Below are 25699 nucleotides of genomic sequence, written 5' to 3' on the forward strand. Positions count from 1 at the left end.
CGAGCAGTTCACCCTGGCCTTGGACTCCTACATCCGCTGGTACAACGAGAAGCGGATCAAGCTCTCCCTCGGCGCTCTCAGTCCTGTTGAATATCGGAAAAGCCTGGGGCTCGCGGCATAACCAGTCCAAGATTTCTGCCGCACCCCCGGTGGGTCAGATTTAAATCGGCGTTGACAAGCGCGGGTCGCGCGAGAGCCTGAAGCTGCCCTGGCGATGCGGCTTCAGGCCGTTGCGCTGCCACACGCGGCGGATGGTTGTGGGCCCCACACCGAGCTGCGCGGCCAGCGTGCGCGTGCTCCAGTGCGTGGCAGCAGGTGCCGCGACCTGGCGAAGGACTGTCCAACGCCTCTTCGCAATCACGCCCCAGACTCAGTGTGATCGAGATCGTTCGAGTTGATTCACTGACTCCAGCGCTCTCTATCAGCGAAGGTCTGCGACCGTCGTATCCATGATCTTTCCCGCAATCAACGTGTTTGCGAGCGTGATGTCATGCACGTTATACGCGTAGATCGGACCCGCCACCGTTGCACTGGCAGGTCCTAACGCAGTGGGGTTGCCGAAATCACAATTGATGATGTTGACGCCCTCGATCGCAGGCACTGGCGGTGTCGGTGCGGGGCCGTTGTAGTCGAAGGCGACGGGGCCTTGCGCCACGATGGCCTGGAAGCATGAGCCGGTCACACCGCCGAGCGTGACGTTTTTGGCCACGAGGTTGGAGATATTGATGTTCTGCAACAAGGCCGGGCGGGTTCGGATGGCGTCCTTCGCTGGCTGGTAGTCGCAATCGAAAGTGACAATTCCCCCTTGCGATGCCGACGGGTTGCTGCTTGCCGCGGTGCTCACGCCAATCGGTACGTTGGCGTTGATCGGGCTGCCAGCCAGCAGGCTCGTGCCATAGCCGGCGCCCGTCAGGCTGACACCATTGGGCAGCGTGACGCCATCGACATAGAAGTCCTTGACGTAGCCGCCACGGTTCATGTTGGTCTTGATCCGGATCGCGATGTTCAGCGAGTTCGTGGCCCAGAACTGATTGAGCATCGCGAGGTTGCGGCAATAGATTTTCTCGACCCCGCCGCCCATCTCGCTGCCCAGGGTGATGCCGCCGTGCCCGCTGTTCATTGTGCAGTTCTGAACTACATGACGAATGGACGGGCCGTATTCGTTGTCGAGGTTCTTGCCCGACTTGATGGCGATGCAGTCGTCGCCAGTGTTGAAAACCACGTCCTCGCAGAGCACGTTGTCGCAGGCGTCCGGGTCGAAACCGTCGTTGTTCGGTCCGATGCTGTTGACCGTGACCTTGCGGATCACCACGTTCTTGCAGTCGGTTGGATGGTGCTGCCAGAACGGCGTGTTGCGAGTCTGATAACCCTCCATCAAGACATTGGTACAACCCAGGAATTCGACCATGCACGGCCGCAGGAAATGCCCGAGGCCGAAGATGCGCTTTTCAATCGGAACGCCCGCTTCCGACAGTGCTGGAAGGTAGTTCTGATCTTGTTGCCAAGGAGTGACCGGGTTGGTAAGCAGCGTGTACAGGGCGTCCGAGATCCCCGGCACGAAGGTCTTCAGGTCAATGTTGAGTGCGTTGACGCTGGCCTGGGAAGGTGTGCTTGAGTTCACCACGCCATAGACGCCGGCATTGCCCTTCCATGTCCACCAGCAGGTGCTGGTGTTGCCGGTGCCTGCGAAGGGCGTCATGGCCTGGCCGTTGAAGATCGAAGTATCGCCTTCGCCAGTGACGGCAATGTTCGTCTGGTTGCGTGCGTAGATGGGAGCACCGTAGTTGAGGCAGTCGTTGGATTGCCAGCGGCCGTAATAGAGCTTGCCGTTTGCCCCGCAATCGATCGGGCCATCCTTCGCGTAGTCGGCAGGGTTGGGGCTGAAATAGATCGTGCAGTTCTGGCTCAGGTGGAAGTTGACGTTGCTGAGCAGGACGATCGGGCCGGCGCAATACCAATCCCCGGCCGGCACCACAACGCGGCCGCCGCCAGCAGCATTGCACGCGGCGATGGCAGCGAGGAAGGCCGGGCGCGAATCGAACGATCCCGGCGCGTGCGTCGTATCGGCACCCACGCTCAGCGGCGACTTGGTCAGGTCGGTGTACGGATTGGGCGATGCCACGGTCAGGCAGGTCTGCGCGCCATATTGGGTGACGATGAAATCCTTGGCGGCAAACATCGACTGATTGATGCCTTGAAGGGAAGCAATGATCTGCGTTCCGAGGCCGGTGGGTCCCCAGATCGGATCAGGGGCTGCCACGGGCGCTGGTGCCGGCGCAGGGGGTGGGGCGGGTGCCGGTGCAGGCGCGGATGGAATGATCGGAAACCCGCCGCCTCCGCCGCCGCACGCGGTGATCAGTGTGGCACCGGTGGACGCGCCGACCAGGGCCATGAACGCGCGACGTCCAAGCGGGTTCGTGTCCTGTGCCGAAAGTGCAGCGCGGCCCGGTTCGGTGATTTCATTGCTAGGTGTTTTCATTGGTTTTGCTCCGTGGATGAAAGGCCAAAAATTGCTGGCGTGACAAGGCCGTCGGCGTGGAGGTTGCACAGCCGCCATGGGACAGCGACCGGTCGAGGCAAGGTGAAAAAGCGATGGCTAGTACGAACCTGGAGCGATCGATCAGTGACCGGGTACATGCCGATCGCGTGGTTCGAACTGGGACTGGGCGCATGGCGCAAGTTACCGTCGTAGTTGTCTGATGTCCTATGACAAGAGGTGAATATCTATGATTCGAGTGGAGGAACGCACAGGGTTTGCCCGAAGAAATGTTGCTATTTGCTCGCGATACACCAAAGTATTCATAGGATGTCGGACAACATAGCGTTTGCGCTTTCCACGCCAAGACACTGTTTCGAAAGGCCCAGGCGATCCGCGAGATGAAACAGTCCTCCGTCGCGCGTCCTATCATTCGGGACATGCAAGACCCTCCGCTGACCCCTCCGGCCGCTCAGATAGACGCTGAAGTGGGAGGCGCGTCAGGAGCCCATCGGAGGCAAGGGAAGGGACTTACGCACGAGTTGGTCGAAGCCCTGGGCATGCAACTGCGACGCCGGACGATCAAGCCAGGCGACAAGCTGCCGGCCGAATCGGTCATCATGCAAACGTTCGGCGTCAGCCGAGGCGTCGTCCGCGAGGCGCTCTCTCGGCTGCAAGCGGCGGGCCTCGTGCAGACGCACCACGGGGTGGGCACCTTCGCGCTGGAGCCCGCTGCGCAAGGCCGATTCCAGTTCGACCATTCGTCGCCCGGCGACATCGAGGACATGCTGGAAATGCTGGAGCTTCGGACCAGTGTCGAAGCAGAGGCGGCCGGCCTTGCGGCGCTGCGTCGCACCGACGAGCACCTTCGGGAGATGCGCAGTGCGCTCCTCGATTTCGAACAGCACCTGACGGCCGTCGGCGAAACCGTCGCGCCTGATTTCCGATTCCATCTGGCCATCGCGCAGGCGACGGGCAACCACTATTTCAGCGAGCTAATGGGACATCTGGGCTTGGAAGTCATACCGCGCACGCGGGTCTCATCCGCCTGGCTGAATGTCGAGCAACGCGCCCAGCACCTGCAAAAAGTCAATCAGGAGCATCAGGATATCTACGCGGCCATCGAGCGCCGCGATCCTGAAGCGGCGCGCGCCGCCATGCGTATCCACCTGGTCAATAGCCGCGAGCGACAGCGCAGGGCGCACGCCGATCCGGTGAGTGCGAGGGCGTGATCACCAGAGTTGGCCTGAGTGGCCGAATGAAAGAAGACATTGGGTTACTAAAGTTGTGGGAATTTTCGACTAACCCCGGCGAAAGATGCGGAATCTTCGAGGAAACCCGTCGCTCCCAACCAACAGACGACCGGGTCGGCGGCTATCCAGGCATCCACGCTCAGGCGTCGTGCCGGTGGACTCAATCCCCTTTGGCTGCCGAGAAGACGAGGGCCGCGTCGGCCACTGATCCCGGCGGCGAATCGATCGGTGACTCGAAGTGGCCGCCCATCCGATTGCCGGCCGAGTCTTCCAGAGTACTGCGGACGATGAGTTTGTGCTGGCCTGTGCGCCATGGCGCTTTCGGAGTGAATGTCCAAGTGCTTTCGCCGTTCGTCAGCTCGGCGCGTCCCTCCACGCGACGGTCGCGGTCGTCCGCAATCACCAAATAGTCAACGTCCCGCCCGTCGATTGCGGCATCCAGCGTAACGACGAGCGCCTGCTTCGACGCGACGCGTACGGGCGACAGCTTCCAGGCCGATACGTCCGGCCCGTTCACATCCGTCGGTCCAACGATCCAATGCTTGATGGGACGTCCATCCAGCGCGAGCGTCACGGCATCCCCGACGACCAGGATCGGCCCCAATTCTTCTCGCGCAATCAGGCCGGTCTTGACGCGTCCGGGATGCATCATGACGGTCAAGATCTTGCCGCTTGGAGACCAAAGCTCCTGCTGAAGGAACGGTTCCCGGACTCGCCTTCCGTCGGGGCCGATCAAGGCGAGCCTCGGAAGGACCGGGCCTTCGGGCGGCCCTGCGAACTCGATAGAAATACGAAGGAGATTGGCCGGGACCTCGCTGGCCGACGGCCGAACAAATACGACGCGCGGGGGTTGTTGGTCTGCATAGGAACTGCTCAAGACCACCAAGAGAGCCGCGCCGGCTATCCATCGAAAGAGTTGCACGAACTACTCCGATGGCTTGATCAAGTCGGCGAGACCTTCGTGTTCCAGGAGCATGTCCTGCCGGGGCTTGATGTTCTTCAGCTGGAAGTCATCGCCTTTGAAGCTGTACTGGGAGAAGGCGTACTCCGAGATGTGGTCTGACAGCCGGAAGCTGAGGTCCTTTCCGATAGTGACAAGCTGCAGTGTGTCCTTCTCGAGCTGCCGCCGCACGACGACGAACGACTTCTCGTCGAGATTGTCGACCCGCAGCGTGCCTGCCAGAGGGGCTGTCATCACGTCCAGACCCACAATCTGTCCGAATGGCACGACCTTCTCGATGCCCGGCCGGGCGCCCGCTGCCTCCAGCTGCGACACCGGGATGACGTTCGACACGCGCTCGAAGTTCACCAGCAACAGATATTCTTCCGACTTGCCCTGCTCGGTCTTCGTGTAGGCGATCATGTCGGCGGGGGTGTTCCCATAGCCGAGCTCGGCGACTGTCTTGCCACGGACATGGGCACCATTCTTCAGCTCGTCGAGCGGAATGATCACTAAAGGCGTGCACGTGTAGGCGGCTACGAGGTATGGCTTGCCCCCCCAGCTCGCGAAGCTCATTGCCCGAATGGGAGCGCGCGTCTCGATCAGGTTGTGGCCGCCGTGATAGATCTCCACTGAGGTCGTCGACGGCTTGGCGCCGAATGGGTAGTTGATACGGCGAAGGGTCGAGGCGAAGTCCTGGTTGGAAAGACCGGCCACGAAGAGCTCCCCGTTGCGCCACTTCATGTCGGTGACCGTGAAGCTTCGCTCGGGCGTTTCTTTCCAGAACTTGTCATTCGGTGCGGGCGCATCGCCAAGTGCAATCGAAGTCGAAGTCGCCGCCCTCAAGTCAACCCGACGGGCCTTCTTGTCGCCGGTAACCAAGATCAGTGCCGGCGTCTTTGCAGCGCCGTAGCTGACCGCGACATACACCTCAGCCGTTCCCGGACGGACGACCATGTCCTCGACCGTGACTTTGGCGCCGCCGACCTGACGCGATAGAAGCGTCTCGAGATCGAGGATATTGAACGCCGTTCCCGCCGGCTTTTTCGCAACCGAAGGAAGGGTGATCGCGTGGACGCGTGCACTCTTCCAGTCGGCGACGAAGAGTACGTTGTCGGGTCCCGCAGCGAGGCGTGATATCGATCTGACGTCTGCCGCAGTGGCACTGACGGAGGTGCCCAGGCAACAGGCCAGGGCAATGACAGGAAGACGCATGAATAGCTCCTAGTAATGGGGACAAGAATGGATGGCGCTGGCGCGGTCACGAACGGTCGATCGACGTGATCGATCGCCGGCCCACGCGCGAATAGCTTGCGGCCTGCTCACGGTCATAGAAGCGGCCGTACAAAATGAAGCCGGACTGCACCGAATCCTTTACCGAGATGACCTTGCCTGTTGCCGCCCTCGCAACGACCAGGTCATCGGGCAATCCGTCGATCAGGTGAATCGGGGCCAATCGGCCGTCGGCAAACCGTGAGGGATAAACGTCGCCCGTCTCGGCATTCCGAAAGGCCGGGAGGAATCCCAAGCATCTGTTGTCAGCGCTGACACCGCCGCCTCCCTGATGGGCAACATTCTCTTGCTGAAGGATCAACTGATTCATGTGCTCACCTCGTGGTCAATGTGGGACTGTGGCCTGCTTTCGAAATCGGACGTCTTCGTGGTGCGACGCATTGAAGCAAATGCTAGACAGATGAACTCGTTGCCGGAAGGCACCCCTCGCTCACTTCGGTGTTTCCTCGCAGGCACCAGCGCAATGAGAATTCAGCCGTTCGCGGTGAACCGATGCGCGCGCGCCGCACCGAGCACCGCGTAGAGGTCTGAGTTCAACAGTTCGATCGGCATGCACTCCTGAAGCCATGCATTGGAGGCGACGAACCAATGTGCAGCGACTTTCGTCATACATATTCGTGCGAGCGATTTTGAGCATGGACACCGGTTGCTCCTCCCCAACGATCAGTTACCGTGATTGATTACGTCAAAGAGCCAAAGCAGCCGGCCCAGGTAGTTGGGTCTCGTGTGCACCGTAGGCGTGGTGGAGCGGGCTCGTCTGCCCAGACGCGGCGGCGCGGGTAGGCGCTTGAAAGCGCCAGGCGGGGTGGGCGCGGAGACCTGCGGCATAGTCGAGATGCTCCACCGCCCTCAGAACCGCCGCGCATAACGCAGCTGTACGAAGTTCTCTCCAGGATTGGGATGCTTGATGCCCGCGTTGGAAAAGTGCTGCAGGCGAAGCGTCAGCTCCTGATTGCCGGATGCGCCGAACTGCCATCCTGCGGCGAGGTGGTCCCCGAAGTTGAAGGTCGTGCTGAACTGCCGGGAATCGTTCTGGTAGATCGGAAAGATCCAATTAACCCCGATGCCTGCTTCCAGAAAGAAGTGGTTCCAGCCCGTCGGTCTCAGGCGGATCACCGGCGTGATTCCAACTTGCGTCACATCGTCGTGCCCCGATCTGATCCCGCCGCCAGACATGTGCCAACGCCCCAGCGACAGATCCAGATAGCCTTCCCAAACGCCCCAGTCGTTCTCGTGGCGCCAGGGCAGGTCCCACGTGACACCGAAGGTTCCCGATGCGACGTTGTCGCCTGCGCCGGCCTGCACATAGGCGGTATCGGGTAACAGCGACGGTTCGCCGGCGCCGGCAAGTCCGGTCAGCCCAAAGGCGGCAACGAGGATCGCGTTAAGGAGGCGGCCCTGCCGAACGATGCGAATGACTGGCTGCAGACAAGGTTGCATGGGAACATTTCGTTGGATGAGCTTGTGTTCGCCATCGCGGCATCCCATCAACAGGGTCGTCCGATGCCTAGGTGGCGTCTTTCGAAATGCTAGCCAACGGTTCGTCGAGTCGGTAGGCGGCCATCGGTGACCACCGTGTTGCCGAAAAGGCATCAGCGGAGCTTCGTCGCGTCGAGGAAAACCGGCGAGAGAATCCCGAACTCGTTCTGATCGACCACGCCGTTCGGATCTCCGTTCCTGTCCATCAGCCGCGAGGGTGCCTGAGAACCTTCGTCTCCGAAAGCAATCCGCGCCGACGTGCTTCCGCGATTGCCGCAGTCCGTGTCGACTCGCCCAGTTTCCCCAGAATGGACTTCACGTGGGTCTTGACTGTGCCCTCGCCGATGCCGAGTCGACGCCCGATGTCTTTGTTGCTCAGGCCGACGGCGATGAGCTGCAGCACTTCCCGCTCGCGGGCTGTGGGTACAACAAATGTGAGACTGTCCAGCAACTGCTCCGCCACCGAAACGGAGAGGTACCTACGACCGGCAGCCACACTGCGCACCGCCTCCGACAGCTCATCGGCCGAGCAGTCTTGCAGAACATAGCCGCGAATCCCGGCATCCACGGCCCGGCGAATCTGCAGTCCCGCGTTCTGGTCGGTAACGATGAGAGCCGAAGTGGAAGCACGCCGGCGAAGTCGCAAGGTCTCGGTCGCTCGATGAAGGCCGGTCGCGTAGTCCGTTACGAACACATCGCAACTTGCGTCTTCCGGGTCTCCGACCCGCACCGAAAAGTCAGCACGTGAGCGAAGCAGCGCGGAGATTCCGGCGGCGACGTACGCGTCTTGATGCGTGATCGCCACGTTGATCTTCGGATCTTGGGTTTGTACTGTCATGTGAACTCGACTCGTTACTTTGCCAGCGCGACGATGCTGTTGAATCCGCTTCTTGCCATCTTCGCGTAAGGACAGAATCGTTCGGTGCTTCGCACCAGTTCTTCGGCGAGACTCTTCTCGATGCCCGGCAGGTCGATGCGAAGATCGACCGTGAGCGTGAAGAGTCCATCGATCGGATCGCGACCGAGGGCCACGGACGCGTGAACGCTTGAGCCATGAATCGCAATGCCACTCTTGAGCGCCAGCAAATTGAGCGCTCCATCGAAGCACGCTGCGAACGCAGCCGCGAACAGCTATTCCGGGTTCGTGCCACCCCCTTGGCCGCCAAGCTCGGGCGGGAGCCGCAACTCCACGTCGAGATTGCCATCATCAGATCGCACGATGCCCGAGGCACGCGCATGCTCCGCTTCTCCGCCAGTTGCCGTGACCCTCGTCGAATAGATCGGATGAAATTCCGGCCCGTGATACTTGTTCAACAGCGTTACCGGTGGCGGTTGGAGCGTGGCCATGATCAATCAAGCCTGGAAGACAGTTTTCATGACCTGTCGCGGCAGAGGTGCTCGCATCACCGAGGCACCTTGGGCAGTGCGAACCAGGCTTCGAAGTTGAGTGCGCCGATTCGCGGGTTAGGGCCCGGGACAAGCGTGTCGTCTTTGAGCTCGGCCCCAAAATAGCGCGCGTGCACGTCCTGCACCACGGTGCGCGGATCGTTCGAGACTTTGAGGAAGCGCTGCACCAGCTCGGATAGGCGCACTCGCTCGGGTCCTGCGATCTCGACCACGGAGTTCAACGGCGAACCCACGGTGTAGTCCGCCACAGCCGCCGCGACATCGTCCGATGCGATCGGCTGCACGAAGGCTGGAGACAGATGCACCGTGTCTCCATCGGCGCCCGATTGCGCAATCGCGCCCAGGAACTCGAAGAATTGCGTCGAGTGGACGATGGTGTAAGGGATCTTCGATTCGCGGATGAGCCTCTCCTGCTCGATCTTGGCGCGGAAGTAGCCGCTTTCAGTCAAGCGGTCGGTGCCCACCACCGACAGGGCCACGTGATGCTTGACCCCGGCCTTGGCTTCAGCGGCCAGCAGATTGCGTCCCGAGGTCTGGAAAAACTCGAAGACGGCCTTGTCTTCGAACGAGGGGGAGTTCGCCACGTCCAGAACCACTTGTGTTCCTGCGAGTGCCGAATCGAGGCCCTCGCCTGTGATCGCGTTAATGCCGGACGCGGGTGATGCGGCGATGACCTCGTGCCCACTCGCACGCAGCTTGTTGACGACCTTGGAGCCGATGAGGCCGGAGCCACCGATGACGACGATTTTCATGACGGATTCCCTTGGAAGGCGGTTCGATACATACCTTGACTCAGAGCGGCTGAGTTGCCCGTTTGCGAACATCGCGAGGAAGCGGTTTGATCGTAGATTTGAGACGCCGCCGGCGGTAGCCACGCGCGGGGGTGCACCATGTTGAGCTCCGGGCACCAATGGGCGAGCTCGACGCGCGCCGTCCTCAAAGAATGATGTCGTTGACCGGCTTCGGCAGAGCGGGAAGATCGGGCAAACCGATGATCTCCTTTAGCTCGCGCTCAATGATCTTTGCGATCTGCGTGATCGGGACGTCATTGGCGCTGCCTTCGAACGGATTCTCAGTGCTCTCGCCGACCTGCTCCAATGAGGTATACATCCACGAGATGGTCGCGCTGAAGGGAATGACGAGCCACACCATGCTGCCCTGCATGAAGCCGGCGACTCCTTCGTTGAGTTTGTCGAATTCCTTGAGAAGGCCGAACGGCAGCAGGATGCAGAATGCCCACACGAAGATGGCATTGATAATGGCGTATTGCCGTGGATACGGAAAGTTTTTGATTCGCTCCGCGCGTCCCTGCTGTTCGACGAACTCCTTCATGACTTTGGTCAATTCGATATAGGACGTCAGCGATATTTCATCCTCGTCCAGCATTCGCCTCAGCGCGCGACTCTGAAGCCATAGAACCTGAGTGGCCTTGCTGCCGGTCTTCAGTATCTGCTGCTGCTCCGCCTCTGAGAGATGCATGCACAGGGCCTCATCGATGGAAGTCTCTCGCTCCGGAATGCGGTAGGAAGCGCTGAGATATTCGGCATTTGATGCCTTGTCCATCGACTCCCACACCCTCGGACTTCGGAGCTCATATCGCAGGCATGTCAGCCACGCGACATGTCGCTCCACAAGCTGACGGGCGTCGCCAGTACGCGTCACGAATCCCTGGATGCTGATGCCCCAGAACCTGCTGCTGTTGAGGATCGAAGTCCAGACCTGCTGAGCATCGGCCGTGCGGTTATAGGTCTGCACGTTCTTGAAGCCGACGATGAATGACGTTGCGGTCCCCAGGAGCCCCACCACGGTCAATGGAATATTGAGCCACCGGAGGCCGAGCACCTGGTAGAAGATCACGGGGACCACGCCCACCGCAAGTAGAAGATAGATCTGCCGCCGCGTCCAGGTGATGAATTCGGAGACTCTGTAGGTCTTGCCTATATGCATGATGATCTCTTCCTGAGTACGGTGGGGCTCAAACACGGACCTTCATTGATTCGCGCCTCGCTCGCACGGGCGGTTGACATGAAGCCCGAACTTTCGCTATCTGCGAGGACCAAGTTCCTCAATGGCTGCGATGACATCGCAAGGCTCGACCCGCTGGCGGATGTCTTCCTCGATCATGGCGAAGCGGATGCAACCGGCGCGGTCAATCACATACGTTGCGGGAACGGGCAGCACCCAGAGCCCGTTACCATTCAGGACGGGAATGTCGGTGCCGACCGAGGCGTAAAAGTCCACCAGGCCCGGATGTAGAGTGAAGGCGATTCCGAAGCCGTTGGCCGCTTCCAGGGCTGAATCACTAAGGACCGTGAAGCCAAGCTCATTGTTCTCGGCTGTGCTCAGCGAGTTGTCTGGCGTTTGCGGCGATATCGCCAACAGCGTCGCACCTAGCCGTGCAAGTTCGCCCTCCTGTCGACGCCACGCGCGCAACTGGAGGTTGCAGTAAGTGCACCATCCTCCGCGGTAGAAGACAATCACCAACGGGCCATTGCTCCAGAGGTCTGCAAGACGCACCTGCTTGCCATGTGCATCAGGCAGGACCACGTCGGGAGCGGGCTCTCCCGCTCGCTTGGCTCGCGCCGCAATTCCTGTGGCTTCAAATACATCATCGGCTTCGCTAGACCACAGGCCCGCAGCCAAGGGATAACCTGCTTCAGGATCGACACGCGTCATCACAACCCCCTATCCGCAGTCGCTTTGTCGGCATCAAGCGACGGTGCACCCGACGCGCCGCGTGGTCTTGCAAACGCGTCACAGAACGCTCGAAAGGCATTGCCAGGCTCATGAAGCGCTTCCGAGGCCGCGACCACAGAGCTGGCGGCAAACGTTATGAACACCGCAACGGTGCATGCAATGCTTTGCAAGCGCCGCAGCCATACAGCGCGACGATGGAGCCTCGTTTGGTGAAGCGGACTCGGCCTTCGACCATTGCTATTGCGAGGTATTTGTTCGGATGCGTTCATACAGGGTCTCCGGGGCGGATCGTTCACTGTCGTCGCAGCAGGGGGTACGCGACGAAGGCAGCACGATCCGCCGAGGGTAGGCTGGGCAGTGTCCGAGCGGTAGGCTGCCGATGGGGACTACGGTGTTTCCCAACGCGCACCAATTCGGCCACGGCGCTGCGCCGGGCACCGAGGCGCTCAAGGCTGCGCTGCCTCCGCTTTCGTGGCCTCAGCCGCTTCAAGAATGAGGCGCGTCACCGCGCCGGGGTTCGAAATCATGACCACATGCGAAGCACCTCTCACCACTACCGTCCTCCGTGATTTGGCGCGTTCAGCCATGAATGCCAATGCCGCAGGGGGGATGTTTTTGTCACGGTCGCCATAGATGAACCACGACGGCACAGTCTTCCATGCTGCGCCAGGAGCCGCTTCGCCCAGCGCGCCCTCTGTTATCGGCCGTTGGGACACGGCCATCTGGGATGCAGCGGCTGGCGGCACATCGGCAGCGAACTGGTTGGCGAACTTGTCCTGAAGGATGTAGAGGTCCTTGCCTCCATCCGGCAATGGAACAGGAGGCGCCAGCGTCGGGCCGAGGGTGCTGCCTGGGAACTTGCCCGCCAGATTGACAGCGGACTCTCCTGTCTCGGGAGCAAAGGCCGCGACGAAGACCAGCGCCTTGACATTGGACTGTCCTTCGGCAGCGGCGGAGATGACCGACCCGCCGGAAGAATGGCCGACCAGGACGACCGGTCCCTTGACCGAAGCGACGACCGCCGAGACGTAGGCCGCATCGGATTTCACGCCGCGAAGTGGATTGGCGACCCCGTCATCTTCGTAGCCGCGGGTGGGAGGCAAAAGCGTCTACTTCACCGGCGAAATGGCATCGATCCCCTTGTTCTTGACCAGGACGACGAGGAACTTCGCGGGCCATACCTTTCTTGCGTTGCGACCTACGGTATGGATGTCATCCAGTCCCTCGTAGAAGGTCTCACCGGCATGCAACGTCACGACCCTTCCGCCCTTCAGTCCCATCTCAATCGAGCCCTCGAGCACGTAGATGAAGCCGTGCGCGTTGTGGCGGTGAATAGGGTCGACGTCGCCCGGCGCATAGTCCACGGTCATCATCAAGACTTCTTTGCCGGGCATGTCAGACAGTTCCTTGACAAGCAACGGCATGACGACCGCGTCGTGCGCAGCCCCGTGTCCGAACGCTTCCTCCGCGGTCAGTGCACTCACTGCGATCATGAGCGTCGCGCCGATTTGTCTTGCAGTCATGATCATGGTCTGCCCTGGCGTGCCCGAAGAAATTGTGTAGTCCATCGTAGAGATCGAACATCTCGTGCGGTAGGCACGAGGGCAGGCTCACGGTGTTGCCTGCGAAGAACCAATGTCATCGGCACCGAGGAGCGAGGGTCTCGTGCTGCAGCTGTTCGCATCGGCCTCACATTGGCGGGTCGAGCGTTATGGAGTCGAAGCGGACGCCTCGCTCGAGTGTGCGATGCACAGGACATCGGTGCGCCATCTCCATCAGCAGCGCGCGCTGGGCGTCGTCGAGCGAGCCTTCGACGGAGACCTTTCGGGTGAAGACATCAGCGGGAGAGCGCTCTTTTTCCTTGCGATGGTCTACAGCCGTCCGGATGCGCGTCACCGCCCAGCCCTTGCTGTCAGCGTAGTGACGCAGCGTCATGGTGGTGCAGGCGGCGAGCGCCGACGACAGCAAGTCATACGGCGTGGGGCCCGACCCGAGGCCGCCCGCAGTTTCTGGCTCGTCGGCAAGCCATCGCGACCCGCCAGAGCGCAGCGCTAGCTGGAACTTGCCCAACCCGGTCTCCTCGGCTACTGCGTCTGCTTCGGCCGGCCCACGTACGGGATCTGGCAGGTAGAGTGAAGCCCATGTCGCGATCAAATTTGCCACCTGCTCCGCATCGTTGCGACTGGACAGAAGATGGTCGGCCTTGTCCAACGAGACGAAGCTCTTGGGATGCCGTGCCGCGAGAAAGATGCGCGTGGCGTTTTCGATATCAACCGTCTGGTCGCGAGGCGCGTGCAGCACCAGCAGCGGTCGGCGCAACGCCGCGATTCGAACGCCTTGATTTTGCCCACGCAGATCATCGACGAATGCCTTGCCCACGGACAGAGGACGTCCAAGCACCTGGACCAGTGATTGCTCTCGCCTCTCGAGTTGTGCAAGACCCACGGGATCCAGCAGGTGCAGGAGATGCGATACATCGAACGGCGCCGCGATAGTTGCGACCGCACGGACTCCGGCAATTTCGCCCGCGGCGGCGAGGATCGCGGCGCCGCCCAAGCTGTGGCCGATCAAGAGGTCGGCGGGCAATCCCGCTACCTGCATCGCTGCAGCGGCCGACACGAGGTCCTGCACATTCATGCTGAAGCTCGAGCCAGAGAAGCTGCCTTCGCTGTCCCCAAGACCGGTGAAGTCAAAGCGCAGCACGCCGATGCCCGCAGCGGCGAGCGTCCGCGCGATGCGCACCGCCGCCAGATTGTTCTTGCCGCACGTAAAGCAGTGCGCGAAGAGCGCCCAGCCGCGTTGTACGCCTTCAGGCAACTCAAGGCTGCCGGACAGGCGCCGACCTTCGCGGTTGAGAAAATCAAATGAACGAGTTGGCACGATGTACCCCCTAAAGCAGGCTAGTACGAACTCGAGTTTCGGAATTCAACTTCAGCTTCACTTCTGAGCCACGCAATCAGTCCTGCAATGACGTGGAATCGCGCCAATGAAACGTCGATAACACCACGCCCTCGCCATCGATCTCGAACTCGTCGGGAAGCGGCCCATCGATTCGCTCCAGTTGAACCGCGCCAGCCAGTAGCTCGCGCAGCTCACGCGCCCAAGTACCGGCGTGGGCCATCCAGGTGGGACTGGTTTCGTCTCCATCTGGCGAAGGCTCCAACATCACGATGACGCGCAGCGCCGAGGCGTCGGCGATCCCGTCCGCCCGGACGGCCCAGAGGCGTCTTATGGCGGGATTTCCGTCGTACCAAGTCTTCAGCGTAGTCGACGCAAAGGTGTGTGGGTAAGACGAGTCAAGAGAAGGATCGAGAGTGATTTTCATGAGTTGCAGTCGGTCGTTGAGACGTCGAGGTCGGACGAAGGCGAAGACGAGCGCCACATATTTCGATGAAGTGGCAGCCAAACGCTGAATTCCGCGCCGCGGTTGATTCCCGCGGAAGTTGCCTTCACGAACCCGCCATGTGCAGCGGTCAGCCCGTGAACCAGGGCGAGACCGACGTCCAGCCCGCCATGCATCCCCTCGCCGCCGGCGCCCCCCCGCCTGACTGAACAGTCCGAAGACATTCGGCAGAAATTCGGGTGCGATACCGCAGCCGCTGTCAGCTACGGAGATCTTGGCGAAGCCGTCTTCCGAGAAAATGCGCACGACCACTTGTCCGCCGGCGGGCGTGAACTTGATGGAGTTTTCCAACAGATTCCCAACGATCTGCTCGAGCCTGACTGAATCGGCGTCGATGGCCGGCACACTGTCTCTGGTCGCGCAGCGCATGTTCATTGAACCGGCAACGCCGAGGTTGGCACAGGGATCTCCTTGTGTTCCGCGCAGCTCCACTGGAGGACGTTCAAGTCGGCGGATGAGCACGCGTCGGGCGTGTGATAGAGCTTCATGGGTGATCCGTGCCTTTGATGCAGCCGCCCCAGGTTCGCCGATGCGGGTGGTGGCTGAGGTGCTTTCAGTTGGTCGATCGTAGGCAGCCAAGGGCGGCAACGGAAGGCATTCGTCGTGGCGCACCATGTTGCCGGACGAGCACCAATCACACGTCTCGAATCAGATTCTTGTCACAGAACACCCTGCTCATTCGTCTTGTCAGATGAGTCGCAAATGCGCTCAGAGCCCACCGTGGGTCCCCAAGGGCTCGGACATTTCATCCAACACTCAGGACATTCAAATGAAGCGGTTCATGGACAAGGTAGTTCTCATCACCGGAGGCGGCGCCGGCATCGGGCGCGCTGCCGCCCTTCAGTTCTCCGACGAAGGGGCGCGTGTGGTCGTTACCGGACGCCGCGCGGGCCAGCTTGAAGCATTGGCGAAGGAGCATCCCGCCATCGACTTCCTGGTCGCCGACGTTGCGAATCCCGATGACGCGAACCGCACCGTCGACGCCGTGATCGCGATGTGCGGCTCCCTGGACGTGCTCGTCAACAACGCCGGCGCGGGTGCCATCCTTCCCCTGGCGCAAGCCAGTGCGGCGCAGGTCGCTCACATCTTCGCTGTCAACGTGGTCGGCCCTTCTCTCTTGGCAACGGCTGCGCTCCCTCACCTCAAGGCATCGCGGGGCACCATCGTGAATCTGTCAAGCACCTTCGGCCACAAGGCGGCGGCTTCGCTTTCCCACTATGCGTCCAGCAAGGCTGCCGTCGAACACATGACGCGCTGCTGGGCACTCGAACTCGCGACGGAGGGCATTCGGGTCAACGCCATCGCAGCCGGCCCCACTGAGACGGACTTCCTGGTGGAACGCATGCAGTTGACTACCGAGCAGGCGGAAGACGTGAAGGCCAACGAACGGCGTCAGATCCCTCTCGGACGTCGCGGTGTCCCGGAAGAAGTGGCCGCGTGGATCGTGTCGGTCGCTTCGCCTTCAGCCGCCTGGGTCACGGGCCAGATCATCACAGTCGATGGCGGTCTTGACGCGACGTGACTAGAGTTGGTTGAGTGCAGTTGAATAAATCCAGCGATCGCGTGTGGCGCTTTGGACCGTTCGTCCTCCGTGAAAGTCAGCGTCGGCTCGAGCGCCATGAACAGCCCGTGCGCCTGGGTTCGAGAAGCTTCGGCCTGCTGTTGGAACTCTTGAAGCGAGCGGGCGAGGTGGTCAGCAAGGCTGAACTTCTCGCGGCCGTCTGGTCGGATGTGGTGGTCGACGAAGCCAGTGTTCGCGTCCACATGTCGATACTCCGGAAGGTTCTCGGTAGGCCCGGCCAGGAAGACGGGTGCGTCGAGTGGATTACCAACATTCCACTTCGCGGATATCGCTTTCTGGGCCGGGTTGATTGCGAGTTCGGGCAGCCCATCGACGCGGTCCAGGCGGCCCGTTCGACTGAAGACGAGCCGGACGTGGAATTGCCCGCCCTGTTGTCGAACCTTGTTGGGCGTAGCGTCGAAGTGGAGCAGCTGTTGGAGATGCTCACTGTCGGCAGATTGGTGACGGTGACGGGAACGGGTGGCGTGGGGAAGACGAGCGTCGCCATTCGCGCCGCGGAGCACTACAGGCAACGCCACCACTCTCGTGTTCGGCTTGTGGATCTTGCCCCCTTGACATCACAAGGCCACGTCTTGACGACAGTTGCCAGGTCGATCGGTGTGCGAGCTGACGGACAAGAAGTCGAACAAGCGATCATCCGGCGACTTGAAAACGAAGACGCGCTGTTGCTTGTCGACAACTGCGAGCATGTCATCGCGACACTTGCACCGCTTGCCTACCGCCTCCTCGCAGCGTTGCCGAATCTGCGGATCCTCTCGACCAGCCGGGAGACGCTGGGCATCGCAGGCGAGCGTGTATTGCGACTGCTTCCACTCGCCGTCCACGATCGTCAGCCCGCCTCCCTGGGCCGTGCATTGCAGTCGCCTGCGGTACAGCTCCTCCTGGAGCGAGCCACTGCCGCAGGCGCCGAGGCGTTCGACGACGCGAGCAGCGGCCCGCTGACAAGCATTTGCCAACAGGTCGACGGCATTCCATTGGCGATCGAACTGGTCGCGACACGCCTGGCCGTGCAGTCCGCAAGCGATCTGTCGTCCAGGCTCGACGGCCACATGCGGCTCCATTCAGCGCGCAGTCGCGCTGTCCTTCCCCGACAGAGAACTTTGGCTGCTACCCTGGCTTGGAGCGTGGACCTGCTGAACGAATCGGAGTTGCTCCTGTTCCGAAGGCTGTCGATCTTTCGATCGCGATTCGGAGTCGAGGCCGCGGTCAGCATCGTGAGCGGAGAGATGGAGCATGACGTGGCGTCGGACGCGCTGATCGCCTTGGCCCGGAAGTCGTTGGTCGTCTTCGACGCCAACAACGGCACGCGTGCGCCCTACCGGCTGCTCGACACGACAAGAAGCTATGCACAAGTCCTGCTTGTCCGCGCTGACGAGCGGGAGCTGGTGTCGAGAAGGCACGCCCGCCTCATTCTCGAACTGATGGAACGTGCGACCGCCGACTTGGCCACGCTGGACGCGCAGGATTGGACGCAGCGCTACGGATCTCTTCTCGATGACGTACGTGCTGCGATGGATGCGTCGATCGCCCAGACCGAAGATACCGAAATCGTCGGAGCGCTCGCGACTGCTTCGGGTCCGCTTTGGTTTCGTCTATCCGAGGTCAGCGAGTATCGCGGTCGCATCGAAATGACGCTGAACTACGTCAATGCGACGCCCGGAAGCGACCGGATGACGACCGGGCGGCTGCTACTTGCGCTTTACAACGCGCTTTGGCATACCGGAGGGACGGTGGCCGACATGACCCAAACCTGCGAGCGTGCTCTTGCCATCGCTTTGGAGTTCAAGTCGGAAACCCTTGAATTCCAGGCTCGCTGGGGCCTTTGTGCGTTGAACATCACTCGCGGTGATTACTCATCGGCACTGCGGCATGCCAAAAGACTCAGCGATTTCGCAAGCCAATCGGAAAACGACGCGACACGGAATCTGTCGCATCGGATGCTGGCACTCGCCAGCCATTTCTGCGGCGCGTTTGCCGAGGCGAAGCTGAATGCGGTAGCGGCGATGAATGTGGGCGGCCTCACCCGGCGCAACCACGCAAATGCCCTTCAACCCGATGCGCGCACCACCGCAATGGCCATTCTCGCCCGGACATTGTGGATTCAGGGCGACGATCGACTTGCCATGACCACTGCCGCGCGTTGCTTCGAAGAAGCAGAAGCGCTTGCCCATGCAATGTCGCTGAGCGTTGCGCTTTTCTGGATCTGCCCAGTGGCCATCTGGGCCGGCGAGCAGAGGATCGCACGTGAGTGGGTTGACAGAATGCTAAGGGAGACCAGTTCGAAGGCCTTCGCCTACTGGCACGACTGGGCACTTTGCTATGACGATGCACTTAAGGTTTCCGAAGTCGCCGATCGAAGTGCGTACATCCAGAAAATCTCGAACAGGTTGTCGACAATGGACGACGCACGAATTGAGATGCTCGCTACGTTCGTGCCTGAATGGGTCACCGCCCGACTGGTCGCGCGTGCGAACCGGGGCGAGGGGCAGTGGAGTGCGGCTGAGGTCTTCCGCGCTGCCGGCCTTTGCCAGGAGCGACAAGGCAACGAGGCCGCAGCGAAGGCTCTCTATTTGAGGGCCCTGGACGTCGCAAACGAGCAAGGCGCGAGGGGCTGGGAGCTGCGCGCGGCACAGACCATGAGAAGCCTGCTGGACGAAGTTGGTGGACGACATGGTGCGGTCCTCGTCATCGAGGATGCGTGCGATGCGCGCCCGCCTGACATCGAGGGCCTCGCGCTGACAGCTGTCCGCGATGTCGGCCCCGCCGGGTAAGCTCAGCGCGATTCATGGACGTCCCGGGCTCGACAGGCAAAGAGGTCGGCAACCGTCAGATGAAGTTGAGCATGCCGTTAAGGCTCGCCAGTGCCTGCCTCTCCAGAGCGGCGGCGACGCCGGTGCCGTATTCGGGATCAGCGAGTGAGCAGTTGCGCACATGCCGCTGTTTGATTGCCTCGGTCGTTCCGGTGAGTGATCGCGCCGTGTTGTCAAAGAGCCGCTGCCGCGCTTCCGACGAGAGCAGCCTGAACAGCGCGCCCGGTTGCGAGTAGTAGTCTTCATCCGCGCGATGGTCCCAGTGCTTCGCCGTGCCGCTCAACGGCAGCGGAGGCTCTGCAAGTTGAGGGCTGTCTGCCCATTCGCCGAGGCTGTTCGGGACATACCCGGGAACTGCGCCGTGGTTGCCGTCCACACGCATGCGGCCGTCGCGCTGGAAGCTATGGAACGGGCACCGCGGCGCGTTCACGGGGATTTGTTGCGCGTTCACGCCCAAACGGTAGCGTTGCGCGTCGCCGTAACTGAAGAGCCGCGCCTGCAGCATCTTGTCCGGCGAGAAGCTGACTCCCGGCACGATGTTCGCCGGTGTGAATGCGGCTTGCTCGACATCAGCAAAGTAGTTGGCAGGATTGCGGTTCAGCTCCAGCACGCCGACCTCCTGCAATGGGTAATCCGCATGCGGCCAGATCTTGGTCAGGTCGAAGGGGTTGAAGGGGCTGCGTTCCGCTTGGGCTTCGGTCATGACCTGAATACACAGCGTCCATCTCGGAAAGTTTCCAGCGTCGATAGCCGCGAGCAGGTCGCGCTGCGCGCTCTCGCGGTCCTGCGCCACGATAGCAGCAGCCTGCTGGTCCGTCAGGTTCCGGATTCCCTGCTGGCTGCGAAAGTGGAACTTGACCCAATGGCGTTCGTTGCGGGCATTGATGAGGCTGAAGGTGTGGCTGCCGAATCCATGCATGAAGCGGTAACCATCGGGCAATCCTCGATCGCTCATGATGATGGTGACCTGGTGGAGCGCCTCTGGAAGCAAGGTCCAGAAATCCCAGTTGTTCTGCGCGCTGCGCAGGTTGCTCCGCGGATCGCGCTTGACGGCGTGATTGAGGTCAGGGAATCGCAATGGGTCGCGCATGAAGAACACGGGCGTGTTGTTACCCACGACGTCCCAGTTTCCCTCTTCGGTGTAGAACCTGACCGCGAAGCCGCGGATGTCACGCTCGGCGTCGGCAGCCCCGCGCTCTCCCGCCACAGTGGAGAAGCGAACGAACGCTTCGGTCTTCTTGCCGACCTCGGCAAACATTCTTGCCTTCGAGTAAGCCGTGACGTCGTGCGTGAGCGTAAAGCTTCCGAACGCACCCGATCCCTTGGCATGCATGCGCCGCTCGGGGATGACTTCGCGATCGAAGTGCGCGAGCTTCTCGATGAGCCATATGTCCTGAAGAAGCGCCGGGCCTCTGTCGCCCGCGGTGATGATGTTGAAGTTGTCGACGACGGGGGCGCCGTTCGCATGCGTCAGCTTGGTCATGATGATTGACTGTTGAAAAAGGCGGTGAGCGGCTAGCGCAGCGTCGCGAGGTACTTGACGAGTTCCGCCACTTGGACCGGGTCGGGAACGCCTGCAAAGGGCATCCGATTGCCTGGCACGACTTGCTGCGGATCACTCAGAAAGGCCGTCAGCGACTTTTCGTCCCAGGTGATGTCGGAGCCCTTCATCGCGCGGCTGTAGCCAAAGCCCGGCACCGAGCCGGCCTTCCGGCCCAGCACGCCGCTGAGCGACGGACCGATCGCAGCCGAACCCTGCGCCGCATGGCATGCCGCGCATGTCAGCCATGTCTTGGGAGGTTCGACGGGCTGCTGCGCATGAGCCAGGTTCACGAGGGCCGCTGCGCAGACGGAAAGAAGTATGGTTCGCATCGCAGCTTCCTCACAACATCCGCGGCTGCCTGGCATACCGCACGAGATCATCGCCCAGGCGTAGCGCCAGAGCTGCGAGCGGTCCGGTCGGGTTGTAGCCGGCGTTGTGCGGGTAGATCGACGCACCGACCACGAAAAGGTTCTGGGCGTCCCAATGCTGCAGCCGTGGCGACACCACGCTCGTGGAGGGATCGACATCCATGATCGTTCCTCCCGTGGTGTGAGTTGTCTGGTATTGCCTGGCGTCGAAGTCGCCTCGTCTCGGTTGCGGCGTGCCTACCGCCGTGGCACCCATCGCACGCGCAATCTCGGCGGCCTTGCTCGTGACGTACTCGCTCATCCGATAGTCGTTCTCGTGGAAATTGAAAGTCATGCGTACCAGCGGCATGCCGTAGGCGTCGCGGTAGGTCGGATCAAGATCCGGGTCGTTTTCGCGGTGCGGATAGTTGCTGCCATGGACCGCGACGTTGAAGGCGTGCGCGTACCAATCAGCATTGGCCTGCTTCCGCAAGCGACGCCGCTCGGCGTCAGAGCATCGGACGGACACATCACGTTGACCAAGGCCTCGACGCACGCAGCTTCCTGCCGGCCCAGCGACAGATAGGTAGGACGCTGGGACTTTTCGTCCTCGGGGGAGCCCGCGTCTTGCGCCGACGCGGGCGATACCGCCAGGCCACCGAGCAGCGACGGGATCGCCAGTGCAGCACCGGATGCGCCGCCTACCCGACGCAGGAAGACGCGTCGCGCGGGCGGCTGTGAATCATTCGTGGACATCAGAGTCTTTCTACGTGGGGTGAACGCTGCGTGGGCAACTCGCGCGCAATGCGCTGCGGTCACTGCGACGGTCCTCATGCTATTGATCGACCTCGCTGTTCGGTAGATCGAACCAGCGATGCACCGTGTTGAGCAATCGGAATCAATCGCTCATGTACGACGCTGCCCCCCCAAAACTGGACAGATTTCCCTCCCGCCAAAAGCGGCTGCCCGTGCATCCTTGCGTTCGTACCCTCCATGCATCAGCAGTCCTGGACCGATCAAACCGTCGCCCACGACGGCCAACCAGAGGAGCAAGGCCGATGATCAATTCCCTGTCATCCCACGAAGGCGAGCCGGGAGTCACGAACGACGCAGACGGCGACGACACAATGTTCGCAGGCCTGCGCCCGCGACTTCAAGGCATCGCGTACCGCATGCTCGGCTCGCATGAGGAGGCGGAAGACATCGTCCAGGACGTCTGGATGCGCTGGCGTGAGGCGGCCGCCAGCGCGGTTGACAACTCTGAGGCGTGGCTGGTGTCGGTGACCACACGTCTGGCGATCGACAGGCTGCGTGCGGCCAAAGTCCAGCGAGAACGCTACGTTGGCATCTGGCTGCCCGAGCCGCTCACCCCCGACTCGTCCCCTTCGCCGGAAATGATGCTGGAGCAGGTGGAAAACATCTCGATCGCCCTCCTCACAGTACTGGAGCGACTTGCGCCGGACGCGCGCGCCGCATTCCTGATGCGAGAGGTGTTTGACACGGACTACGGCGAGATCGCCCGCACCTTGGGCAAGAGCGAAGCTGCGTGCCGCCAGCTCGTGCGTCGCGCCAAGACTCAAATCTCGGAGAAGCGCAAGCGCTTCGCAGTGTCCCCGGAAGCCCATCTGCGTCTTGTGGAAGACTTCGCCGGCGCGCTGCAGCGCGGAGACTTCATGTCGATGAAGTCGCTGCTGGAGGACAACGCCGAGTTCATCGGAGATGGAGGCGGCAAGGTTCCAAGTTTCAGCGCGCCGCTTAAAGGCGGTGAACGCATCGCGCAGCTCTACTTTGCAAACAGCCGACGCTACGGCAGGGCGTTGCGCACACAGGTTTCGCCGATCAACGGCGAATGGGGAATGCTGCGCTTTATCGGTGGCGTCCTGGAATCGGCACAGGCGTTTGAAACCGACGGCGTCCGAATTCACCGCATCCAGGCGCAACGGAATCCCGAAAAGCTGGTCTGGCTGGACTCGCGGCTCAGCGGGCGTCCGGTATCAGTTCCACCCATGCAGGCTGCTGCCTGACTCGCTGGATCCATTCGCGAATGGAGGCGAAGCGCTCCATTTCGTAGCCGCCTTCCGTAGCCAGCGACACGTAGGCAAAGACCGCGGTGTCTGCAATCGTGTAGCTATCGCCGACCAGCCACGTTCGCTCGAGCAGCCATTGATCCAGCTTCTCGAGTGCCGGATACCCGTCCGCGTGAAAACGCTGAACCTCAAGCTGCCTGTCACCGGCGAGGCCGTACAGATGCCAGACGCGCGGTATGGCAATCGCCTTTTGCAAGTCGGCCTGTTCAAAGAACAGCCAACTCGTGACTTCCGCTCGGACGTGGGGATCGTCAGGCAGGTAGGGCGTGCCTTGCGCAAGATAGAGCAGGATCGCCGCCGACTCGACGATCGTCTGACCGTTCTCGAGTTCCAGAACGGGGACGCGTGCGAAGCGACTTAACTTGCGAAATTCGGGGCGGTGCGAATCGCCTTTGCCGAGATCGAGCGTGATTCGCTCGTACGGAAGACCAAGCTGGCTCAGCAGGATGCGCACCTTCCACGAGTTTCCGGACAAGCGACTGTCATAGAGGCGCAGCATCTGTTGACTCCATCATCGATTGGGCGTTGCGACGATTTTCCCACCAACTTCCCAGCACACGAACAGCGCCGTTCGAATGCGTGGTCGCCCACTCTTGACATACCGTCCCTAGCGCCCCCCTCAAAGAGACAGGAATTTCTCAATCCAACAGCCGCTGCCTTCCGAGCCGGGCATTCCTAAGCTTGAACTATCAACCCACGGCCTGACGGACGTGTTCAAGGACCGCTTGATGCAGACCTGTCACAAATGCACCCCCCAAACCGCCGCCACGTCGTCGCCGCGTCGCCGCGTCGCCCTCCAACGGCGTCAACACCATGACCGGACAAGGCCTGTCCGAGACCCTGTCAGGCGCGAAGGTCGCCGTGGACGTCACCGATTCGCGCTCCTCGGAGAACGCCGAAGTCATCAACTTCTTCGAGACTTCGAGTCGCGACCTTCTGGCAGCAGGACAGGTTGCCGGCGTCCGCCACCATGTGGCGCTGTCGATCGTGGGCACGGAGCGCCTTTTCGCGAGCGGCTATTTCCGCGCCAAGCTGGCCCAGGAGAAGCGGATCAAGGCAGCGCTCGTGGCCTACACCATCGTGCGTGCAACGCAATTCTTCGAGTTTGTCGGAGATATCGCCGACGCCAACACTGAAGGGGACAGGGTCCGCGTGTCACCAGCCCTTGTCCAGCCCATCGCAGCCGAGGACGTTGCGGAATCGCTGGCAGAGATTGCTACCCAGGTGGCCACGAACAGGGTGATCGAGATCGCTGGCCCTGTGTTGATGGGCCTCGACAAGTTCGTCGGACAGTACCTGCGCGCGACAAAGGATGCTCGCAGGGTGACTATCGATCCAGATGCCCTCTACTTTGGTGCCGCCTTGAACGATGTGTCTCTCACCCCAGGAAAGAACCCTCGACTCGGCAAGATTGCCTTCGCGGATTGGCTCGGCCGCCCGGCGCAGAAACGGTAGGCGACCATGACTCATTCTTACGACTCCTCTCACACCTTCAACCGCCTGCGCCCCAGTCTGCATGGCATCGCATTCCGGATGCTCGGCTCCACCGCAGAAGCGGAAGATGTGGTTCAGGGCGCCTGGCTTCGCTGGCAGGAAGCTGAGCACCATGTGCGGGACCACGCCGAGGATTGGCTGGCTTTGGTGACGACGCGCCTGGCGGTCCGCCGCCTGCAGACAGTGCGGGCCGAGACCGCGCAATTTTCGAGATCTTGGCTGCCCACGCCCCTCTTCGGTGACATGCCCCCTTCGACCGATCAGGTATGCGAGAACGTCGAGAACATCACGATCGCCTTTCTCACTCTGCTCGACCATCTGTCGCCCAAGGCGCGGGCAGCGTTCCTCATGACAGAGGTATTCGGTGCGGACTTCGGCGAAGTGGCAATCACGCTGGCAACAAGCGAGCCTGCCTGTCGCCAACTGGTCCATTGCGCCAAGCTTCAGCTCCTGGAGAAGCACACCCGCTCCATGGTCGTGAGGACGCGGCACCTCCGCCTTTTGCGTGGCTTCGCGGCAGCATCGGAGCGAGGGGACATTGCGATGCTGAAGGCGATGCTGACAGAAGACGCAGAACTGGTCGGCTACCGCAGCAGTAACGCCCAACGCGTCAGAAGGCCCTTGCGCGGAAGCGACCGCATCGCGCGCCTCTATGTTGCCACCCGCAAGCGTTACGGGAGCTTGCTGCGCATTCGGCTGGCGCCAATCAACGGCGAGTGGAGGCTTCTGCGATTCATCGACGGCGTCCTGGAATCCGCCCAGTCTCTGGAGACGGACGGCGCACGCATCGTGCGCATTCATGCCCAGTGCAATCCCGAGAAGCTGGCCCGCCTTTCCTCAATGTTAAGCGCCCCCTGACGGAGGGCCTGTCACAACGGGACGCCGTCA

The 25699-nt window shown here is 61.5% G+C and carries 26 protein-coding genes and 1 pseudogene; 7 read left to right on the forward strand and 20 right to left on the reverse strand.

Annotated features, from left to right (window positions below):
* Nucleotides 1-121 (forward strand): IS3 family transposase (locus tag AC1D3B_RS33390; protein WP_478192473.1); only part of this gene is annotated, 121 nt, incomplete at its 5' end.
* A gap of 39 nt (nt 122-160) precedes the next feature.
* Here AC1D3B_RS33390 and AC1D3B_RS33395 read toward each other — a convergent pair.
* Complete coding sequence (locus tag AC1D3B_RS33395) at nt 161-361, reverse strand: hypothetical protein (protein WP_478194965.1); 201 nt, start codon at nt 359-361, stop codon at nt 161-163.
* A 60-nt stretch (nt 362-421) separates the two neighbouring features.
* Nucleotides 422-2479: a glycoside hydrolase family 28 protein gene (locus AC1D3B_RS33400; protein WP_478194966.1), complete on the reverse strand. Its 2058-nt coding sequence runs from the start codon at nt 2477-2479 to the stop codon at nt 422-424.
* 437 nt (nt 2480-2916) lie between these two features.
* Here AC1D3B_RS33400 and AC1D3B_RS33405 point away from each other — a divergent pair, with 437 nt between their 5' ends.
* Entirely contained in the window at nt 2917-3708 is a 792-nt protein-coding gene (locus tag AC1D3B_RS33405; protein WP_478194967.1) for a FadR/GntR family transcriptional regulator, read from the forward strand.
* A gap of 181 nt (nt 3709-3889) precedes the next feature.
* On the opposite strand, the gene AC1D3B_RS33410 is transcribed toward AC1D3B_RS33405, so the two are convergent.
* The 14 genes and pseudogenes from AC1D3B_RS33410 to AC1D3B_RS33475 form a co-directional block, all read right to left on the reverse strand.
* A complete protein-coding gene (locus AC1D3B_RS33410; RefSeq protein WP_478194968.1) occupies nt 3890-4465 on the reverse strand; it encodes an Ig-like domain-containing protein in 576 nt (191 codons plus the stop codon).
* Between the two features lie 189 nt (nt 4466-4654).
* Nucleotides 4655-5884, reverse strand: a complete 1230-nt coding sequence (locus AC1D3B_RS33415) for a hypothetical protein (RefSeq protein ID WP_478194969.1) — start codon at nt 5882-5884, stop codon at nt 4655-4657.
* Between the two features lie 46 nt (nt 5885-5930).
* Nucleotides 5931-6272, reverse strand: coding sequence for a hypothetical protein (locus tag AC1D3B_RS33420; protein WP_478194970.1), 342 nt, complete (start codon nt 6270-6272; stop codon nt 5931-5933).
* 161 nt (nt 6273-6433) lie between these two features.
* Entirely contained in the window at nt 6434-6571 is a 138-nt protein-coding gene (locus AC1D3B_RS33425; protein ID WP_478194971.1) for a hypothetical protein, read from the reverse strand.
* A 240-nt stretch (nt 6572-6811) separates the two neighbouring features.
* The gene (locus AC1D3B_RS33430) at nt 6812-7402 is read right to left on the reverse strand and encodes an acyloxyacyl hydrolase (RefSeq protein ID WP_478194972.1); all 591 of its coding nucleotides are present in this window, start codon (nt 7400-7402) and stop codon (nt 6812-6814) included.
* A gap of 244 nt (nt 7403-7646) precedes the next feature.
* The gene (locus AC1D3B_RS33435) at nt 7647-8246 is read right to left on the reverse strand and encodes a LuxR C-terminal-related transcriptional regulator (RefSeq protein WP_478194973.1); all 600 of its coding nucleotides are present in this window, start codon (nt 8244-8246) and stop codon (nt 7647-7649) included.
* Nucleotides 8247-8293: 47 nt separating this feature from the next.
* A pseudogene (locus AC1D3B_RS33440) lies at nt 8294-8788 on the reverse strand (Ohr family peroxiredoxin).
* A gap of 56 nt (nt 8789-8844) precedes the next feature.
* Nucleotides 8845-9600 carry an SDR family oxidoreductase gene (locus tag AC1D3B_RS33445; RefSeq protein ID WP_478194974.1) on the reverse strand — a complete coding sequence of 252 codons (756 nt, stop codon included), beginning with the start codon at nt 9598-9600 and terminating at the stop codon, nt 8845-8847.
* 184 nt (nt 9601-9784) lie between these two features.
* Entirely contained in the window at nt 9785-10795 is a 1011-nt protein-coding gene (locus tag AC1D3B_RS33450; protein ID WP_478194975.1) for a bestrophin family protein, read from the reverse strand.
* 96 nt (nt 10796-10891) lie between these two features.
* Nucleotides 10892-11524, reverse strand: coding sequence for a peroxiredoxin-like family protein (locus AC1D3B_RS33455; protein WP_478194976.1), 633 nt, complete (start codon nt 11522-11524; stop codon nt 10892-10894).
* A 467-nt stretch (nt 11525-11991) separates the two neighbouring features.
* Complete coding sequence (locus AC1D3B_RS33460; RefSeq protein ID WP_478194977.1) at nt 11992-12648, reverse strand: alpha/beta fold hydrolase; 657 nt, start codon at nt 12646-12648, stop codon at nt 11992-11994.
* Between the two features lie 6 nt (nt 12649-12654).
* Complete coding sequence (locus AC1D3B_RS33465; RefSeq protein WP_478194978.1) at nt 12655-13074, reverse strand: cupin domain-containing protein; 420 nt, start codon at nt 13072-13074, stop codon at nt 12655-12657.
* Nucleotides 13075-13234: 160 nt separating this feature from the next.
* The gene (locus AC1D3B_RS33470) at nt 13235-14425 is read right to left on the reverse strand and encodes a bifunctional alpha/beta hydrolase/OsmC family protein (protein ID WP_478194979.1); all 1191 of its coding nucleotides are present in this window, start codon (nt 14423-14425) and stop codon (nt 13235-13237) included.
* 76 nt (nt 14426-14501) lie between these two features.
* A complete protein-coding gene (locus tag AC1D3B_RS33475) occupies nt 14502-15563 on the reverse strand; it encodes a sensor histidine kinase (RefSeq protein ID WP_478194980.1) in 1062 nt (353 codons plus the stop codon).
* Nucleotides 15564-15717: 154 nt separating this feature from the next.
* Between AC1D3B_RS33475 and AC1D3B_RS33480 the strand changes: the two genes are divergently transcribed.
* Together AC1D3B_RS33480 and AC1D3B_RS33485 are read left to right on the forward strand one after the other, a co-directional pair.
* Complete coding sequence (locus AC1D3B_RS33480; protein WP_478194981.1) at nt 15718-16470, forward strand: SDR family NAD(P)-dependent oxidoreductase; 753 nt, start codon at nt 15718-15720, stop codon at nt 16468-16470.
* Nucleotides 16471-16484: 14 nt separating this feature from the next.
* Complete coding sequence (locus tag AC1D3B_RS33485; protein ID WP_478194982.1) at nt 16485-19301, forward strand: ATP-binding protein; 2817 nt, start codon at nt 16485-16487, stop codon at nt 19299-19301.
* A gap of 55 nt (nt 19302-19356) precedes the next feature.
* Here AC1D3B_RS33485 and AC1D3B_RS33490 read toward each other — a convergent pair whose 3' ends face one another.
* The 3 genes from AC1D3B_RS33490 to AC1D3B_RS33500 are packed head-to-tail and all read right to left on the reverse strand — an operon-like array spanning nt 19357 to nt 21723.
* Nucleotides 19357-20823, reverse strand: a complete 1467-nt coding sequence (locus AC1D3B_RS33490; protein WP_478194983.1) for a catalase — start codon at nt 20821-20823, stop codon at nt 19357-19359.
* Between the two features lie 32 nt (nt 20824-20855).
* The gene (locus tag AC1D3B_RS33495) at nt 20856-21212 is read right to left on the reverse strand and encodes a c-type cytochrome (protein WP_478194984.1); all 357 of its coding nucleotides are present in this window, start codon (nt 21210-21212) and stop codon (nt 20856-20858) included.
* A gap of 10 nt (nt 21213-21222) precedes the next feature.
* Nucleotides 21223-21723, reverse strand: a complete 501-nt coding sequence (locus tag AC1D3B_RS33500) for a GMC oxidoreductase (RefSeq protein WP_478194985.1) — start codon at nt 21721-21723, stop codon at nt 21223-21225.
* Nucleotides 21724-22288: 565 nt separating this feature from the next.
* Between AC1D3B_RS33500 and AC1D3B_RS33505 the strand changes: the two genes are divergently transcribed.
* On the forward strand, nt 22289-23254 hold the full coding sequence (locus tag AC1D3B_RS33505; protein WP_478194986.1) for an RNA polymerase sigma-70 factor: 966 nt from the start codon (nt 22289-22291) through the stop codon (nt 23252-23254).
* On the opposite strand, the gene AC1D3B_RS33510 is transcribed toward AC1D3B_RS33505, so the two are convergent.
* On the reverse strand, nt 23208-23816 hold the full coding sequence (locus AC1D3B_RS33510) for a glutathione S-transferase family protein (protein WP_478194987.1): 609 nt from the start codon (nt 23814-23816) through the stop codon (nt 23208-23210). The genes AC1D3B_RS33505 and AC1D3B_RS33510 overlap by 47 nt on opposite strands.
* Before the next feature lie 362 nt (nt 23817-24178).
* Here AC1D3B_RS33510 and AC1D3B_RS33515 point away from each other — a divergent pair, with 362 nt between their 5' ends.
* Both AC1D3B_RS33515 and AC1D3B_RS33520 read left to right on the forward strand, forming a co-directional pair.
* The gene (locus AC1D3B_RS33515) at nt 24179-24772 is read left to right on the forward strand and encodes an SDR family oxidoreductase (protein WP_478194988.1); all 594 of its coding nucleotides are present in this window, start codon (nt 24179-24181) and stop codon (nt 24770-24772) included.
* A 6-nt stretch (nt 24773-24778) separates the two neighbouring features.
* Complete coding sequence (locus tag AC1D3B_RS33520) at nt 24779-25669, forward strand: sigma factor (RefSeq protein WP_478194989.1); 891 nt, start codon at nt 24779-24781, stop codon at nt 25667-25669.
* The last annotated feature ends 30 nt before the right edge of the window (nt 25670-25699 follow it).

The sequence above is a fragment of the Variovorax sp. P5_A3 genome (assembly GCF_056400665.1).